Origin of the sequence: Bradyrhizobium barranii subsp. apii, assembly GCF_011516635.5 — a bacterium.
GTDB lineage: Bacteria > Pseudomonadota > Alphaproteobacteria > Rhizobiales > Xanthobacteraceae > Bradyrhizobium > Bradyrhizobium barranii.
This window is the reverse complement of sequence record NZ_CP096255.1, coordinates 3,961,997-3,977,469: the sequence shown is the minus strand read 5'-3', so window position 1 is coordinate 3,977,469 and position 15,473 is coordinate 3,961,997. Positions and strand designations below refer to the sequence as shown.

Below are 15,473 nucleotides of genomic sequence, written 5' to 3'. Positions count from 1 at the left end.
TTTTCGTTTTTGCAGAACCCGCATTGGCTACCGCTGACCTGAAGGGAACCGCGCGCTTTTCTTGCGCTGCGTCACAAGATTCGGCTTGCCTTCTGGAATATGGTATACCAATGTCCCCGCCGCGCTTGCGACGATAAGCCACAATATTTGCGACACTGGGTCATCTTGCAATCCCAGGTCGCATTCAATCAGGCGCGTTGGGAGGTTATTGATGATTTCCAGCACGGACGGCGCCGTCACAGCTGCGCCTCTTCGCACCGGTTTCCGTTGGTTCCAGCTCGCCATGGGCATCGTCTGCATGGCGATGATCGCCAATCTGCAATACGGCTGGACGTTGTTCGTCGATCCGATTGACGCCAAGTATCATTGGGGCCGCGCGGCGATCCAGCTCGCTTTCACCATCTTCGTCGTCACCGAGACCTGGCTGGTGCCGATCGAGGCCTGGTTCGTCGACAAATACGGTCCGCGCATCGTCATCATGTTCGGCGGCGTCATGATCGCTCTGTCCTGGGTGCTCAACTCCTACGCTGACTCGCTCACCCTGCTCTACGCCGCCGCGGTCGTCGGCGGCATGGGCGCCGGCGCGGTGTACGGCACCTGCGTCGGCAACGCGCTGAAATGGTTCCCCGATCGCCGCGGTCTCGCCGCCGGTGCGACCGCTGCCGGCTTCGGCGCGGGCGCCGCGCTCACCATTGTGCCGATCGCGACCATGATCGTAACGAGCGGCTACCAGCACGCGTTCCTCACCTTCGGCATCGGCCAGGGCCTGATCGTGTTCGTGCTCGCCTTCTTCATCCAGCCGCCGCGGATCTCGATCCCGCCGAAGAAGAAGCAGCTCAATCTGCCGCAGACCAAGATCGACTTCACCCCGCCGCAGGTGCTGCGCACCCCTATTTTCTGGGTGATGTATCTCGTTTTCGTCATGGTCGCCTCCGGCGGCCTGATGACCGCGGCGCAGATCGGCCCGATCGCGCACGACTTCAAGATCGCCGACACGCCGGTGACGCTCGCGGGCTTCCAGATGGCGGCATTGACGTTCGCGATCTCGCTCGACCGCATCTTCGACGGTTTCGGACGTCCCTTCTTCGGCTGGGTCTCCGACACGATCGGCCGCGAGCACACCATGTTCATCGCGTTCGGCACCGCGGCGGTAATGCTGCTGACGCTGTCGGCCTATGGAAACATACCGATCGTGTTCGTGCTCGCGACCGCGGTTTACTTCGGCGTGTTCGGCGAGATCTACTCGCTGTTCCCTGCGACCTGCGGCGACACCTTCGGTTCGAAATACGCAACCACCAACAACGGCATGCTCTACACCGCGAAAGGCACGGCATCCCTGCTCGTCCCGCTCGCCAGCGTGATCTCGGCAACGTACGGCTGGAAGGCCGTGTTCGTGGTCGCCGTGGCGCTGAACGCGACGGCGGCGCTCACGGCGCTGTTCGTGATCAAGCCGCTGCGCCGCTCCTTCATCCTCGGCAAGGAAGCCGAGAGCGCCAACGCCGCGACCGACACCGCCAAGACCGGCAACGCCAAGACCGAGACAGCGTAGCGACCACACGCCTTTCAATCGGTCGAAAGGGGCGCAGCGATGCGCCCCTTTTCTTTTTGGCACGATGACAAACGTCAGTATTGCTGCCGCAAGAATTTTCGGATCAGCCAAATCGAATGCTTGACGGTTGGCATTATGTATACCACATTTCCCCTGTCATTCACCTAGGGAGGTTGCAATGCTGGTCGGAGACATTCTGCGCAAGAAGACACCGCGCGTTGTCACGGTGCGAATGAACGAAACGGTGGGTATCGCCGCCAAGCTGATGCGCGCCAACAATATCAGCGCGCTGGTGGTCAAGGACGTGGTCCGCTCCGAAGGCAACACCGCGGTCGGCATGTTCACCGAGCGCGACGTGGTGCGCGCCGTCGCCGAGCATGGTGCCAACGCCATCAACGTCAAGGTCTCGCAGCTCGTGTCGGTGCAGCAGCTGGTGTCCTGCAGCTCCTCGGACACGATCGAGCACGTCCGGCATCTGATGAACCGCAATCACATCCGTCACCTGCCGGTCATCGACGATTACAGCCTCGTCTCCGTCATCAGCATGCGCGACATTGCTGCTGCCGTTGACGAAGCGATCAACGGCTCGCCGCAAGCAGCAGCTTAAAGCGTCACACTTCCCCTGCGACTACCGGCCCCGGCTCGGACCTCTCCGAGCCGGACCGGATCTTTCGTCCCAAAATTCCGGACACCCGCGAGGATTTCATGAAGATCTGCATCTACGGCGCCGGCGCGATCGGCGGATATCTCGGGGTTCAGCTCGCACGCGCTGGCGCCGACGTCAGCCTGGTCGCGCGCGGCGCCCACCTTGCCGCGATGCGCGAGCGCGGGCTGACCCTGCTCGCGGGCGAGGAGAAGCACACCGTGCATCCGCGCTGCACCGACGATCCCGCCGAACTCGGCGTGCAGGACTACATCATCATCACGCTGAAGGCGCATTCGATCACCGGCGTGATCGAGAAGATGCAGCCGCTGCTCGGGCCGCACACCCGCATCGTCACCGCCGTCAACGGCATTCCCTATTGGTATTTCTACAAGCACGGCGGCCAATACGAGAATTCGACGCTGGAGAGCATCGACCCCGACGGACGGCAGTGGCGCGAGATCGGCGCCGAGCGCGCCATCGGCTGCATCGTCTATCCCGCCACCGAGATCGAAGCGCCCGGCGTGATCCGCCACGTCTACGGCAACAATTTTCCGCTCGGCGAGCCCTCCGGCGAAATCACCTCGGACGTGCAGCGCCTCGCCGATCTCTTCGTCGCCGCGGGGCTGAAAGCGCCGGTGCTCGACCGCATCCGCGACGAGATCTGGCTGAAACTCTGGGGCAATGTCTGCTTCAACCCGATCAGCGCGCTGACCCATGCAACGCTCGACGTGATCTGCACCGATCCCTCCACGCGTGCGCTGTCGCGCGCGATCATGGTGGAGACGCAAGGCATCGCCGAGACGTTTGGCGTCAAATTCCGCGTCGACGTCGAGCGCCGCATCGAGGGCGCCCGCAAGGTCGGCGCGCACAAGACCTCGATGCTCCAGGATCTCGAGCGCGGCCGTCCGATGGAGATCGACCCGCTCGTCACCGTGGTGCAGGAGATGGGCCGCCTCACCGGCATCGCCACGCCCGCGCTCGACTCGGTGCTGGCGATGGTGACCCAGCGCGCGCGCATCGCCGGCCTCTATGACGGCGTCTCAGCGCCTACCGATCCCCGTGCACTGGCGGTGGCGTGATGGCGGGCGAGATGAAACAGTGGATGCGCTTCCGCCATGCCGGTGCGACCGGCTTCGGCACCCTGACGCAATCAGGCATCAGCGTGCATGAGGGCGAGATGTTCGGCCGCCATGCAGCCACCGGCAAGATGCTGGCGCTGTCGGAGGTCGAGTTGCTCGCGCCCTGCGCGCCCAGCAAGATCGTCGCGCTCTGGAATAATTTCCACGCGCTCGCCGCCAAGCTGAACCAGCCCGAGCCGCCGGAGCCGCTCTATCTATTGAAGGCGACCACCACGATCACGACGCCGGGCGCCGTGATCCGCCGCCCCTCTTATTACGACGGCAAGACCACCTATGAGGGCGAGCTCGGCATCGTCATCGGCAAGACCTGCGCCCGCGTTTCGCCGGCGGAAGCCGACAGCTTCATCTTCGGCTACACCTGCGTCAACGACATCACCGCCAACGACATCCTGACCAGCGATCCCACTTTCCCGCAATGGGCCCGCGCCAAGGGCATCGATGATTACGGCCCGTTCGGCCCCGTCATCGCAACCGGCCTCGATCCGGCCAAGCTCACCGTGCGCACCATCCTCAACGGCGCGGAGCGACAGAACTATCCGATCTCGGACATGATCTTCACCGCGCAGGAGCTGGTCAGCAAAATCTCCCACGACATGACCCTGCTTCCCGGCGACCTCATCGCCGTCGGCACCTCGGTCGGCGTCGGGGTGATGAAGGAGCCGGTGAATACGGTCACCGTTGCGATCGAGGGTATCGGCGAGCTGACGAACGAGTTTCGGCTGTAACTCGCTGCGTCATTCCCAGGCCGCAAATCCATCGTGGGCCCGGAATGAAGGCTCGCCGGCCATTTGCGCCGCAGCCCGGCAAAAATTGATCCTGCGCAAATCGGCGGTCCGCGGCTGCCGCTATCCTTCCCGGCAACAGATCGATTTCTGATGCAAGGGAGGATGTCATGTCGAATGCCAGTAATGCACTTCTCTGGGCGGCTCTGTACTTCGCTCTCTCGTTCGCGGCGATCTTCGTGGTCTGGTTCGCCGACAAGATGCGCACGAACTTCCTCGGGAAATGATAGCCCGAGGCTCGCCGGCTCGCGCCGACGCCTGCTGCTAGCCTCCCCGAAAGGGGCCCACGCAGTGCCGTAGCCCGGATGGAGCGAAGCCTAATCCGGGACGGGCGTTTCTGCGCGCGCAGACCCCGGATTGCGCTTTGCTCCATCCGGGCTTACAGGCCTTGCCCCGCTCCCCGGGAAAACCTGGCACCCTGCTCTCCGCCAATCGACTGACACAACCAGCAGTGGATCGCGCGACCGGAAACATCTGGCAACCCCGCCCGCCCCTTGATCTCGGTTCCGCTCTCCAATAGCAACTATGGCGAGAATGTGTCCCGGGTGGGGAAGTCACGATGTGGCTGTTTTTCGTGGTTGCCTGGTTTGTCCTGCTAGCCGCCATCGCGATCCTCGCCCAGCAGGCGTTTGGTTATGACGTCGCGCACTTGCCCGCCCTGTTTGCGGGCCTGCCGATGCCGCAGCGCATCGCAACCGGCGCGATCGTGACGCTCGGGCTGGCGCTGATCGGCGCCCCCGCCTGGCGGCTCTCGCGTCAGGATCGCCGCCTCAATACTCTGCGCGACCGCCTCAAGAAGACCCGCGAGGATGTCGTCGTCGCCCACGCCCTGCAAAACCACCTCGACGCCACCGTCCAGCACCTGATCGAAAGCGATCCCCGCGAGGCCGTCTCCGCCCTCCATGACAAGCTGGGCGAGACTGAGCAGCGCGCCCTGCTCCAGCAGGGCCGCAACGAATCCACCGACATGCACGACCAGCTCGCCGAGATCCGCCGACGCCAGCAGGGGGTGCGAGAGATGGTGGGCAAGGTCGCCGATCAGCGGCGCGCGGTCGAGCCTGTTTTCACCGAGATCCGCGACCGCCAGAACCAGCTCGAACGCTCCCTGCTCGACCTCGAGACCGACGACCGCAAGAACAACCTCGCCGACCGCCTGAAAGATGTTGCCCGCGACGTATCGGCGCTGCTGTCACGGGTGAACGCGGTCCAGGACACTTTCGTGACCCTCAGCCAGTACAAGGAAGATCTGGCGAAATCCCATGCCGAGCTGATCCCGCTGCGCTCGTCGGACGCCGGCATCAATGCCCTGATCGGCGAGCTCGGCCTCAGCCATGACCGCCTGGCCAAGAGTATCGACGAGCTCGAGACCGGCGGCGAGGCGCCGCTCGACACTCGCGTCGAGACGCTATCGAAGAACAAGATCGAGATCGCGCAGCGCCTCGCCCGCATCGACGACAGCTTCAACATCCTGAAAGCGATCCGGCTCGATTTCGAGGAGCTCGGCCAGCGCCAGGCCCAGCTCGAACGCGCGCTCGCCGACGTCGAAACCGACCCCGACGGCAAGACCCTCGTCGACCGCCAGAACGCGCTGAATGATTTCGTCCTCCAGTCGCGCCAGCGCCTCGGCGTGTTGCAGGAGACGCTGGCGACGCTGAACACCTTCAAGATGGAGCTGTCGAAGTCGCAGGCCGACCTCGTTCCGCTGAAGGCGCCGGTGTTCGGCATCGAGGCCCTGATCGCGGAGGTCGGCACCACCCGCGATCTTCTCGCGAAAACCGTCGGCGAGATCGAGGCGAACGGCGACGTCACCCTCGCCTCGCGCGTCGATGCCCTCGCCAGGAGCAAGCGCGAGGTCGAAGACCGCCTCGCCCGCATCTTTGACAATTTCAACGCGCTCGATGCCTTGCGCAAGGACATCGGCGGCATCTTCTCGACGATCCGCAACAGCCTGAACCGGATCGGGTGAAGGGTGTGTAGGATGGGTAGAGCGCAGCGAAACCCATCATATCGCCCCCGCGCAGATGGCCGATGGGTTTCGCTGCGCTCTACCCATCCTACAGACCCCCGCACTCCGAAACATCCAGACACATCACATCCCTGTACACCCGATCAATGCCGCCAACATGTCCCGCGGGTGCCGCAACTTGGACGCATTCGGCCGCCTTCTATGAGGCGTGTCTGGGGGCACGGCCGTGCCGTGTTTGGACCAAACCTTCTAGGGGTATGACTGTGAAGAAAATTGTAATTGCTCTGGGTGCGACGCTTGCTCTGGTGACGGCTGCGAACGCTGCGGATCTGCCGCGTCGCCAGCCCGTTCCCGTCTATCCTGCGGAGCAGGCGCCGATCGGCAAGATGCCGATTGGCAAGAGCCCGATTGGAAAGGCCCCGATCGGCAAGGCGCCCGGCCCGGTCGCTGCGCGCTACTGACGCGCAACGGAAATACGCGCAAGAAATCTGCGTAAGCGGCCGGTAGTCGAGGGGCACAACGTGACGAACACATCTGATCGATCGGGATCCTGCATCCTCGCGGGATTCGCTCTCGCGGCGATGCTCGCCTGCACCACCCCCTCGGCCTCGGCCCACGAAGCGAACAAGCGCGTTGCCGACGCCAATGCGCTTGCTACGACCGACACCGCATCACGACCGGCGCCGCAATCGACGCGGCGCTCCGTCGCGCGCGCGGAGAAGGGTCCCTACTACGTCGACTTCCGCGCGCGGACGGCGGCGAGCTGGGGCCATGCGTTCGTCTGGTACGGCAAGACCAGCGAGCGCGCCGTCGAAGTCGCGGGCCTCACGCCCGCCGGCGACACTTGGGCCTATGTGCTCGGTCACCTCACCTGGGTGCCAGCCGAAACCGGCGCGAGCTACGGCGACCTCGATCCGGACTATCTGACCGCGAACTATCGCGTCTATCTGAGCGAAGCCGACGCCAAGCGTGTCTTCGCCTATATCAAGAAATTGCAGGCGAGCTCGCCGGTCTGGAACGCTGAGACCACCAACTGCACCGGCTTCATCGGCGACATCGCCGAGTTCATGGGCCTGCAGGTCCCCTACCGCTGGCAGCGCCCGGAAAAATTCGTCAACAGCCTCAAGGAAATGAACGGCGGCCGCCAGATGGTGCGGCTGTCGGCGGAGTAGCCGTTATTCGCCTTTGACATGATTGGCGAGCATTCCTCGACAGTGCTATTGTAGGTGGTGAGCAGGCGCTGCGGGAAAGCGTCTGGCGTAGCGCAATCAAAACTCAATCGAGGCAAGACCGAGGACTATAAGCAACGCGCCCAGGTGCCGCTCATCCGTTCCACAAACCTTCACGGAGGTCGAGATGGCTAACAATCAGACGGGCTCAAGTGCTGACCGGTTGAAGCATCCATTTCTCGAAAAGCTCGGCGCGATACCGGCCGCAGCCGAGGGCCTCTTCGCATACAGCGCGAAGATCGTATGCGGCAAGCAATCCGAGGCAAGCTGCTGTTGTGTCGCCGGCGCCCGGCCGGGCGTGTATGCGACCGAGGTCAACATTCAAAATCTCAACCTGGTGACGGCACCGGTTCTGAAGTTCGTCGTGCCCTTGATCAACTCGGGCGCTGTTGTTGCGCGTGAACCCGACGTCGCCGACCCGACCACGTTCGCTGCACGTCAGGTAGAGGTCATCAAGCTTCCTCCGTTGGGGGCGACGATGGATGATTGCTGCCGTATCGCAGAGATGCTGCTGGGCGCGGCCCCGAGCGGAGACACCGCGCTCACCATCGCTATCTTGACGATTGTCAGCCAATTCGAACTGTCTGTCTCCGTCGTCTACACCGCGAACCCTCTGAGCGGAGACGGCATCAGCATCGACGTCGAGTATATTCCATCGCGACTCCTGCGGCTTCGTGGCCAAGGTTGACGCGGGATCCAGTTGGCGCTCGGCCTTCCGGGCACCCTTGGAGCAGCACCTTTGCTACCTCTCCGCCGTCGCCCCTTTTCGCCAGGACGACGGCAGGAGAATACGCCAAGCGCCCCGCACCAAAATTATCCGCCCCACGGAATCCCCTCACGCCTCGCATGATCGCCCCGCCCCCACCGCACGGCGGCGCAATAGACATTTCCCGACCCCGGCGGCATCCTGCCGCCATCAACCGATAACAGAGCGCCACGCGAGGCGGGGGAAACAGATCATGCTGCAGACACGGTTCACAAAGCTCGTCGGCGTCGAGCACCCGATCGTCCAGGGCGGCATGCAATGGGTCGGACGCGCCGAGCTGGTCGCCGCGGTCGCGAACGCCGGCGCGCTCGGCTTCATCACGGCGCTGACCCAGCCGACCCCGGAAGACCTGACCAAGGAGATCGCGCGCTGCCGCGACCTCACCGACAAGCCCTTTGGCGTCAACCTCACCATCCTGCCCGCGATCAAGCCGCCGCCCTACGCCAAATACCGCGCCGCCATCATCGAGGCCGGCATCACCGTGGTCGAGACCGCCGGCAACAAGCCGCAGGAGCATGTCGACGAGTTCAGGAGGCATGGCGTCAAGATCGTGCACAAATGCACCAGCGTCCGCCACGCGCTTTCGGCCGAGCGCATGGGCGTCGACGCCATCTCGATCGACGGGTTCGAATGCGCCGGCCACCCCGGCGAGGACGACACCCCCGGCCTGATCCTGATCCCGGCCGCCGCCAACAAGATCAAGATCCCGATGATCGCCTCGGGCGGCTTTGCCGATGCCCGCGGCCTCGTCGCCGCCCTGGCGCTCGGCGCCGAGGGCATCAACATGGGCACCCGCTTCATGGCCACCAAGGAAAGCCCGATCCACCAGCTCATCAAGGAGAAGATCGTCGCCAATGACGAGCGCGAGACCGAGCTGATCTTCCGCACCATGCGCAACACCTCGCGCGTTGCCAAAAACGACATCTCGACCAAGGTCGTCGCCATGGAGAAGGAAGGCGCGAAGTTCGAGGACATCCGCGAGCTGGTTGCGGGCGCCCGTGGTAAGATGGTCTATGCGACCGGCAATTCGGACGAAGGCATCTGGTCGGCGGGCCAGGTGCAGGGCCTGATCCAGGACATCCCGAGCTGCGCCGAGCTGATCTCCCGCATCGTGCGCGAGGCCGAAGCCATCATTCGCAGCCGGCTCGAAGGCATGATCGCTCATCCGAGCGCACAAGCCGCTGAATAATCACTGCAAGAAGCGAGAGTAATTCATGAAGGCTTATGTCTACGGCCCTGACGGCGCTCAGATTTCCGACGTCGCTCAACCAAAGCCTAAGGGCACGCAGGTGCTGGTCCGCGTCCGCGCCTGCGGGCTGAACCGCGCCGACACCGGCATGCGCAAGGGCCACGCCCATGGCGCCGCCGGCGGTGCCGGCACCGTGCTCGGCATGGAATGGGCCGGCGAGGTCGCCGAGCTCGGACCGGATGCCAAGGGCGTGAAGGTCGGCGACCGCATCATGGGCTCGGGCGGCGCGGCGTTCGCCGAATACACCCTGGCCGATCACGGCCGGCTGTTCCGCGCGCCATCGAACATGAACTTCGAGGAAGCCGCCACCCTGCCCGTCGCGCTCGCGACCATGCACAATGCGGTCGTCACCGTTGGCGGCGTTCAGCCCGGGCAAGCCGTGCTGATCCAGGGGGCGAGCTCCGGCGTCGGCCTGATGGCGATGCAGATTGCGCGGCTCAAGGGCGCCAAGCTCGTGATCGGCTCGTCGACCGATGCCTATCGCCGCGGCCGGCTTAGGGAGTATGGCGCCGACCTCGCCGTCGACTCCTCCGACCCCAAATGGGTGGACGAGGTGCTGAAGGCGACGAACGGCGAAGGCGTCGACCTCATCGTCGACCAGGTCTCGGGCAAGGTCGCGAGCCAGAACCTCGCCGCCACCAAGGTCAAGGGCCGCATCGTCAATGTCGGCCGGCTCGGCGGCACCCATGCCGATTTCAACTTCGACCTGCATGCCGCGCGCCGGATCGACTATGTCGGCGTCACCTTCCGCACCCGCACCATCGAGGAGGTCCGCGAGATCTTCGACGAGGTTCGCAAGGACATCTGGGGCGCGGTCGAGTCACGCAAGCTGCAGCTGCCGATCGACAAGGTCTACGCGTTCGACGACATCGACAAGGCGTTCGAGCACATGGAGGCGAACAAGCATCTGGGGAAGATCGTCGTGACGCTGTGATCCCTGGCCGGGCGACGAGCGCCCGGTCTCGTAGGGTGGGCAAAGCGGAGCGTGCCCACCACAGCGGTTGATCAGGAGACACTTGTTGGTGGGCACGGCCCTACGCGCCTTTGCCCATCCTACGAGACTGAGCCGGTGGCATAAGCGAGCATTCAATTCGGAAGCATTCGCAATAGTTTCGCTCCTGCAACTCACTCGCGACTACAGCTGTGGATCGTCGCTTGATGTTCAGCCCTAGGCTGCTAAATCCCGGGCCATGAGCGCACAGCACAACAAGACCTCGGTCGCCGCAATCTCGATCTTCGCCAGCGGCGGCATGGCAGCGGCCAAGTTTGCGGTCGGGATCGCGATCGGCTCGCTGGCGCTGATTTCGGAGGCCCTGCATTCCTCGATCGACCTGGTCGCGACCATCATCACCTGGGCGGTGGTGCGAGTGTCCGACAAGCCGGCCGACGAAGAGCACCATTACGGCCACGGCAAGCTGGAGAGCATCTCCGCGCTCGGCGTCACCGCCCTGCTCTACGTGCTGGCCGGGGGCATCCTGGTCGAATCCTACAGCCGCCTGCGCGAGGGAACCCCGCCGCCGACCATCTCGGCCGTACCGTTCGTGGTGCTGGTGATCGACATCGTCGTGAACCTGTGGCGTGCCCGCGCCCTGCATCGTGCCGCGCGGGAGACGCGCAGCCAGGCGCTCGCTGCGGACGCGCTGCATTTCGCCTCCGACGTACTCGGCTCGTTCGCCGTGATCATCGGCCTGATCCTGGCCGCCCTCGGCTTCTGGTGGGGCGACGCCGCGGCGGCCGCCGCCGTCGCCGTGATGATCGCCCTGCTCGGCCTGCGCATGGCCGGCTCGACCGTGCAGACGCTGGTCGATCGCGCCCCCGAGGGCGCGCAGGAGAAGGCCACGGCCGCGATCCTTGGCGTGCCCGGCGTGATCGACGTCGAGCGGCTGCGGCTGCGCATGGTGGGCGCGACCATGTTCATCGACACCATCGCGAAGGTGCCGCGAACCTATCCGATCGACCGCGTCGAGGAGATCAAGCGCAAGGCGCAGGCGGCGGTCGACAAGGCATTCGGCGACGCCGACCTTACCTTCACCGCCGTCCCCGTCGCGCGCGACAACGAGACCGTGCGCGACCGGATCATGGTCATCGCCCACAATTCCGGCCTCGCCATCCACCACGTCACGGTGCACGACCTAGGCGCCAAGCTCATCGTCGGCATCGACCTCGAGGTCGACGCCGGGATGCAGCTCGACGCCGCCCATGACATCGCCAACACGCTGGAGCGCAGCATCCAGGAGGAGTTCGGCGCGGACGTCGAGGTCGACGTCCATATCGAGCCATTGGAACCGGAACTGCCGTTCGGGGTCGATGCCGTGCCGGAACGAGTGCGGGCCATCGCCTCCGCTCTGACCGAATATGCCGCCGGCGGCGAGATCTACGACATCCACAATGTGCGTGTCCGCAACACCGACGCCGGCGAGATCGTCAATTTCCACTGCCGCGCCACGCCCTCGATGAGCGTGATCAAGGTGCACGAGCATGTCGACGCGATCGAGCGCGCGCTCCGCCGCGCGTTCCCGGGCGTGAAGCGCGTGATCAGCCACGCCGAGCCGCCGCGGGCGTGACGCGAAATGTGCGGGGAGTCACACGTTCTCGTTTCGGACTCACCACGCACGTAAGTTTGCGGACGCAAAATGCGCAAACTGCGCGTTGGATAAGAATAAATTCGCGTTAACGATTCGTTGACTCTCGACAGCCCGCGAAAACTGGATTCAAATCAGGCTTGATTCGGAAGCGATGTGGGGCTGCTTCCGAACTCAAGTTGCAAGCAGGTTTTCCAGGGGGCAGAAGGCATGTCGCGTGCAGACGCCGCGAACGTGCGCGTCCAATCCGATTCGATCAAGGGATTGGCGCAATCGATCGCGAAACCTGCCTATCATCGGCTCCTGATCGCGGAGCCGGCGCTGCGCCGCGCCGTGCCGACGCTGATCATCGCGTTCCTGGTCACGATCTGTCTCGGCGCGTTCGTGCAGGTCGTCGATCAGACGCGCCAGAAGCGGCAGGTGCTCCGCCACGACATCTCGGCGCTGGCCGACCTGCTCGCAGAGCGGATCGATCGCCTGACCTCGTCGCGGCAGGAGCGGCTCAAGAACATCGAGAACCTGCCGACGCTGCTGCCCGATCTCATCCCGTCCTGGGGCACGGCCTCCGGCCGCCACGTCGTCGTCACCTCGGCCGGCGTCGACCGCCGCATCCTCGCCCGTATTCCGATCGACCGTGACCCCTCAGGCAATGACCGCCTGCTCGATGCCATCACCACGGCGCAACTGCTCGCGGCGCCGCCGCGCGACAGCAACGTCTCCGACATGACGCTGCCGAACGGCAACGCCGCGATGGTGACCTCGCGGCAGATCAAGTCGCTGCCGGGCCTCGTCACCGTGATCCAGGAGCGCAACGAGCCGATCTGGGGCTCGGACGCCGCGCTCTCGGTGACGCTCTCGGCTACCACCGGCTTCGTGGTCCTGATCCTCGGCTTCGCCTTCCACTGGCAGTCGACCCGCGCCCGCGAGGGCGACCTCATCAACGACGCCGTGCGCGGCCGCATCGACACCGCGCTCAACCGCGGCCGCTGCGGCCTGTGGGACTGGGATCTGTCGCGCGGCCGGATCTTCTGGTCGCAGTCGATGTTTTCGATGCTCGGCCTCGACGGTCGTAACGAGCTCCTCACCTTCGGCGAGGTCAACGCGCTGGTGAAGTCCGACGACATCGACCTGTTCGAGATCGCCGACCAGCTCATCTCCGGGAAGATCGACCATATCGACCAGACCTTCCGCATGCAGCACGTCGACGGTCACTGGATCTGGCTCCGCGTCCGCTGCGAGAAGACCCACGGGGCGACCGATTCCAGCGTGCACCTGATCGGGATCGCCGTCGACATCACCGAGCAGAAGAGCCTCGCCGAACGCACCGTCGAAGCCGACCTCCGCCTGCGCGACGCCATCGAGACCATTCCGGAGGCCTTCGTGCTATGGGACGCGAGTGACCGCCTCGTGCTCTGCAACTCGCACTTCCAGCGCCTGCACAAGCTGCCCGACAGCGCCGTCATCCCCGGCACCTCCTACGAGACCGTGCTCGAAGTCGGCCGCATGCCGGAGGTGCGCACCCGCCACAACGAGACGGCCAGCCAGGGTCCGGGCGCGCGCACCTTCGAGGCGCAACTCGACGACGGCAGCTGGCTGCATATCAGCGAGCGCCGCACCAAGGACGGCGGCTACGTCTCGGTCGGCACCGACATCACCCGCATCAAGGAGCACGAGCAGAAGCTGGTCGACAACGATCTGCGCCTGCGCGCCACCGTCATCGACCTGAAGCGCTCCCAGGCGGCGCTGGAGCGCCAGACCAACGAGTTCGCCGACCTCGCCGAGAAGTATCAGCGCGAGAAGACCCGCGCCGAGGAAGCCAACCAGACCAAGTCGAAATTCCTCGCCAATATGAGCCACGAGCTGCGCACGCCGCTCAACGCCATCATCTGCTTCTCCGAGATCATGGGCTCGGGCATGTTCGGCGAGCTCGGCTCGGAGAAGTACCAGGAATACTGCCAGGACATCCTGACCAGCGGCCATTACCTGCTCGAAGTCATCAACGACATCCTCGACATGTCCAAGATCGAAGCCGGCCGCATGAAGCTCGACATGGAAGAGCTCGACCTCGGACAGACGCTCGCGGAGTCCCTCCGTGTCGTCTCCGGCCGCGCACAAGACAAGCATCTGACGCTCGACGCCGGGATCGAGAAATCGATCTCGGTCGTTGCCGACCGCCGCGCGACCAAGCAGATCATCGTCAACCTGCTCTCCAATGCGGTGAAGTTCACGCCCGACGGCGGACGCATCGTGGTGCGCAGCCGGCAGCTCGACGACAAGATCGTGCTGTTGATCGCCGACACCGGCATCGGGATCGCGCCGCATTCGCTGGCACGGCTCGGCCGCCCCTTCGAGCAGGTCGAAAGCCAGCTCACCAAGACCTATCATGGTTCCGGACTTGGACTTGCGATCGCGCGCTCGCTGGCGCAGCTCCACGGCGGCTCGATGCGGCTGCGCTCGAAGATCGAGGTGGGCACCGTCGTCCGCGTGACCCTGCCGCGCGATGCGATCAAGGCGGCGTCCGGGATGTCGGCTGCGGCCTAGAGCATTATCGGTTCTGATTGAATCAGAACCGAAGCTCTAGATTCTTGTTCTGACGCGTTTTCTTCACGCGAACCGGTATCCACTTCGCTCGAAAACGCTGTAGACCCTACAATTGCAGTGACGGCGCCACTTCGCGCGCGACGTTGACCAGCGCCGCGATCAGTGGCGTCATCGGATCGCGCTGCGGGATCACCATGCCGATGCTGTAATTGACATCAGGATCGGTGATCGGGATCGAGCGCACCGTATCGGACAGGCCGAGCGTCTCGGCGAGCTTGGCCGGCATCACGCTCGCCCAGCGCCCCGTCTTCACATGCGTGAACAGCACGAGCAGCGAGTTCGAGGTCAGGGTCGGCGTCGCCTCCGCGCCGACCGAGCGGAGCGCGCGGTCGATGATGCGGCGGTTCTGCATGTCGGGCGTCAGCAGGCACAGCGGCACCTGCCCGACCTCCTTCCACGTCACCGTCTCGCGATCGCCGAACATTCCATCCGGCGCGGTCAGCAGGCGATAGCTCTCGTTGTAGAGCGGAATGGTGCGCACCTTGCCGATCGGCTCGTTCTCGATATAGGTCAGCCCTGCATCGACCTCGAGATTTTCGAGCAGCCCCAGCACCTCGGATGAGGTCGTGGACTGGATGCGGAAGCGCACCTCGGGATGCTTGGCACGGAACGGCGTCGTCAGCTGGGCGACCATGCCGAGCACGGTCGGGATCGCCGCGATGCGGATTTCGCCGGAGAGCTGATGCTTCAGCCCGTTGATCTCGTCACGCATGGCGCGGGCATCGCCCACGATCCGCCGCGCCCAATCCAGTGCCCGCTCGCCCTCGGGGGTAAAACCCTGGAAGCGGGAGCCGCGCTGGACCAGCATCACGCCGAGGATCTCCTCGAGCTGCTTGAGCCCGGTCGACATCGTCGGTTGCGTCACGCCGCAGACTTCTGCCGCGCGTCCAAAGTGCCGCTCCTTCGCCAGCGCCAGCAGCAGTTCAAGCTTGTCGATCAACCGGTCGTCCCCTCGGATGCCATC

Annotated in this window: 14 protein-coding genes; 12 read left to right on the top strand and 2 right to left on the bottom strand. The window is 64.6% G+C overall.

Features of this window, described 5'->3' with window-relative positions; genetic code table 11:
* Positions 1-27: 27 nt before the first annotated feature.
* A complete protein-coding gene (locus HAP41_RS18800) occupies positions 28-225 on the bottom strand; it encodes a hypothetical protein (protein ID WP_176400457.1) in 198 nt (65 codons plus the stop codon).
* On the opposite strand from HAP41_RS18800, the gene oxlT reads away from it, so the two are divergent.
* From oxlT to HAP41_RS18740, 12 genes are all read left to right on the top strand, one after another.
* Positions 212-1,549, top strand: coding sequence for an oxalate/formate MFS antiporter (oxlT, locus tag HAP41_RS18795; RefSeq protein WP_166098305.1), 1,338 nt, complete (start codon positions 212-214; stop codon positions 1,547-1,549). The two genes, HAP41_RS18800 and oxlT, sit on opposite strands and share 14 nt — an antisense overlap.
* A 178-nt stretch (positions 1,550-1,727) precedes the next feature.
* Positions 1,728-2,156 carry a CBS domain-containing protein gene (locus HAP41_RS18790; protein ID WP_063984529.1) on the top strand — a complete coding sequence of 143 codons (429 nt, stop codon included), beginning with the start codon at positions 1,728-1,730 and terminating at the stop codon, positions 2,154-2,156.
* 98 nt (positions 2,157-2,254) lie between these two features.
* A complete protein-coding gene (locus tag HAP41_RS18785) occupies positions 2,255-3,274 on the top strand; it encodes a 2-dehydropantoate 2-reductase (RefSeq protein ID WP_166098309.1) in 1,020 nt (339 codons plus the stop codon).
* Positions 3,275-3,285: 11 nt separating this feature from the next.
* On the top strand, positions 3,286-4,059 hold the full coding sequence (locus HAP41_RS18780) for a fumarylacetoacetate hydrolase family protein (protein WP_166098312.1): 774 nt from the start codon (positions 3,286-3,288) through the stop codon (positions 4,057-4,059).
* A gap of 616 nt (positions 4,060-4,675) precedes the next feature.
* Entirely contained in the window at positions 4,676-6,082 is a 1,407-nt protein-coding gene (locus HAP41_RS18775; RefSeq protein ID WP_166098316.1) for a hypothetical protein, read from the top strand.
* Between the two features lie 257 nt (positions 6,083-6,339).
* On the top strand, positions 6,340-6,543 hold the full coding sequence (locus HAP41_RS18770; RefSeq protein ID WP_063984531.1) for a hypothetical protein: 204 nt from the start codon (positions 6,340-6,342) through the stop codon (positions 6,541-6,543).
* Positions 6,544-6,603: 60 nt separating this feature from the next.
* The gene (locus HAP41_RS18765) at positions 6,604-7,254 is read left to right on the top strand and encodes a hypothetical protein (protein WP_166098325.1); all 651 of its coding nucleotides are present in this window, start codon (positions 6,604-6,606) and stop codon (positions 7,252-7,254) included.
* Positions 7,255-7,438: 184 nt separating this feature from the next.
* Positions 7,439-7,999, top strand: a complete 561-nt coding sequence (locus tag HAP41_RS18760; RefSeq protein ID WP_166098330.1) for a hypothetical protein — start codon at positions 7,439-7,441, stop codon at positions 7,997-7,999.
* Positions 8,000-8,270: 271 nt separating this feature from the next.
* A complete protein-coding gene (locus tag HAP41_RS18755; protein WP_166098333.1) occupies positions 8,271-9,266 on the top strand; it encodes an NAD(P)H-dependent flavin oxidoreductase in 996 nt (331 codons plus the stop codon).
* Positions 9,267-9,291: 25 nt separating this feature from the next.
* Positions 9,292-10,260: a quinone oxidoreductase family protein gene (locus HAP41_RS18750; RefSeq protein WP_166098338.1), complete on the top strand. Its 969-nt coding sequence runs from the start codon at positions 9,292-9,294 to the stop codon at positions 10,258-10,260.
* Positions 10,261-10,516: 256 nt separating this feature from the next.
* Positions 10,517-11,890: a cation-efflux pump gene (locus HAP41_RS18745; protein WP_166098345.1), complete on the top strand. Its 1,374-nt coding sequence runs from the start codon at positions 10,517-10,519 to the stop codon at positions 11,888-11,890.
* 228 nt (positions 11,891-12,118) lie between these two features.
* Positions 12,119-14,449: a PAS domain-containing sensor histidine kinase gene (locus HAP41_RS18740; protein ID WP_166098351.1), complete on the top strand. Its 2,331-nt coding sequence runs from the start codon at positions 12,119-12,121 to the stop codon at positions 14,447-14,449.
* 106 nt (positions 14,450-14,555) lie between these two features.
* Here the strand turns inward: HAP41_RS18740 and HAP41_RS18735 are convergent, their stop codons facing one another.
* On the bottom strand, positions 14,556-15,449 hold the full coding sequence (locus HAP41_RS18735) for a LysR family transcriptional regulator (RefSeq protein ID WP_014496684.1): 894 nt from the start codon (positions 15,447-15,449) through the stop codon (positions 14,556-14,558).
* Positions 15,450-15,473: the final 24 nt, after the last annotated feature.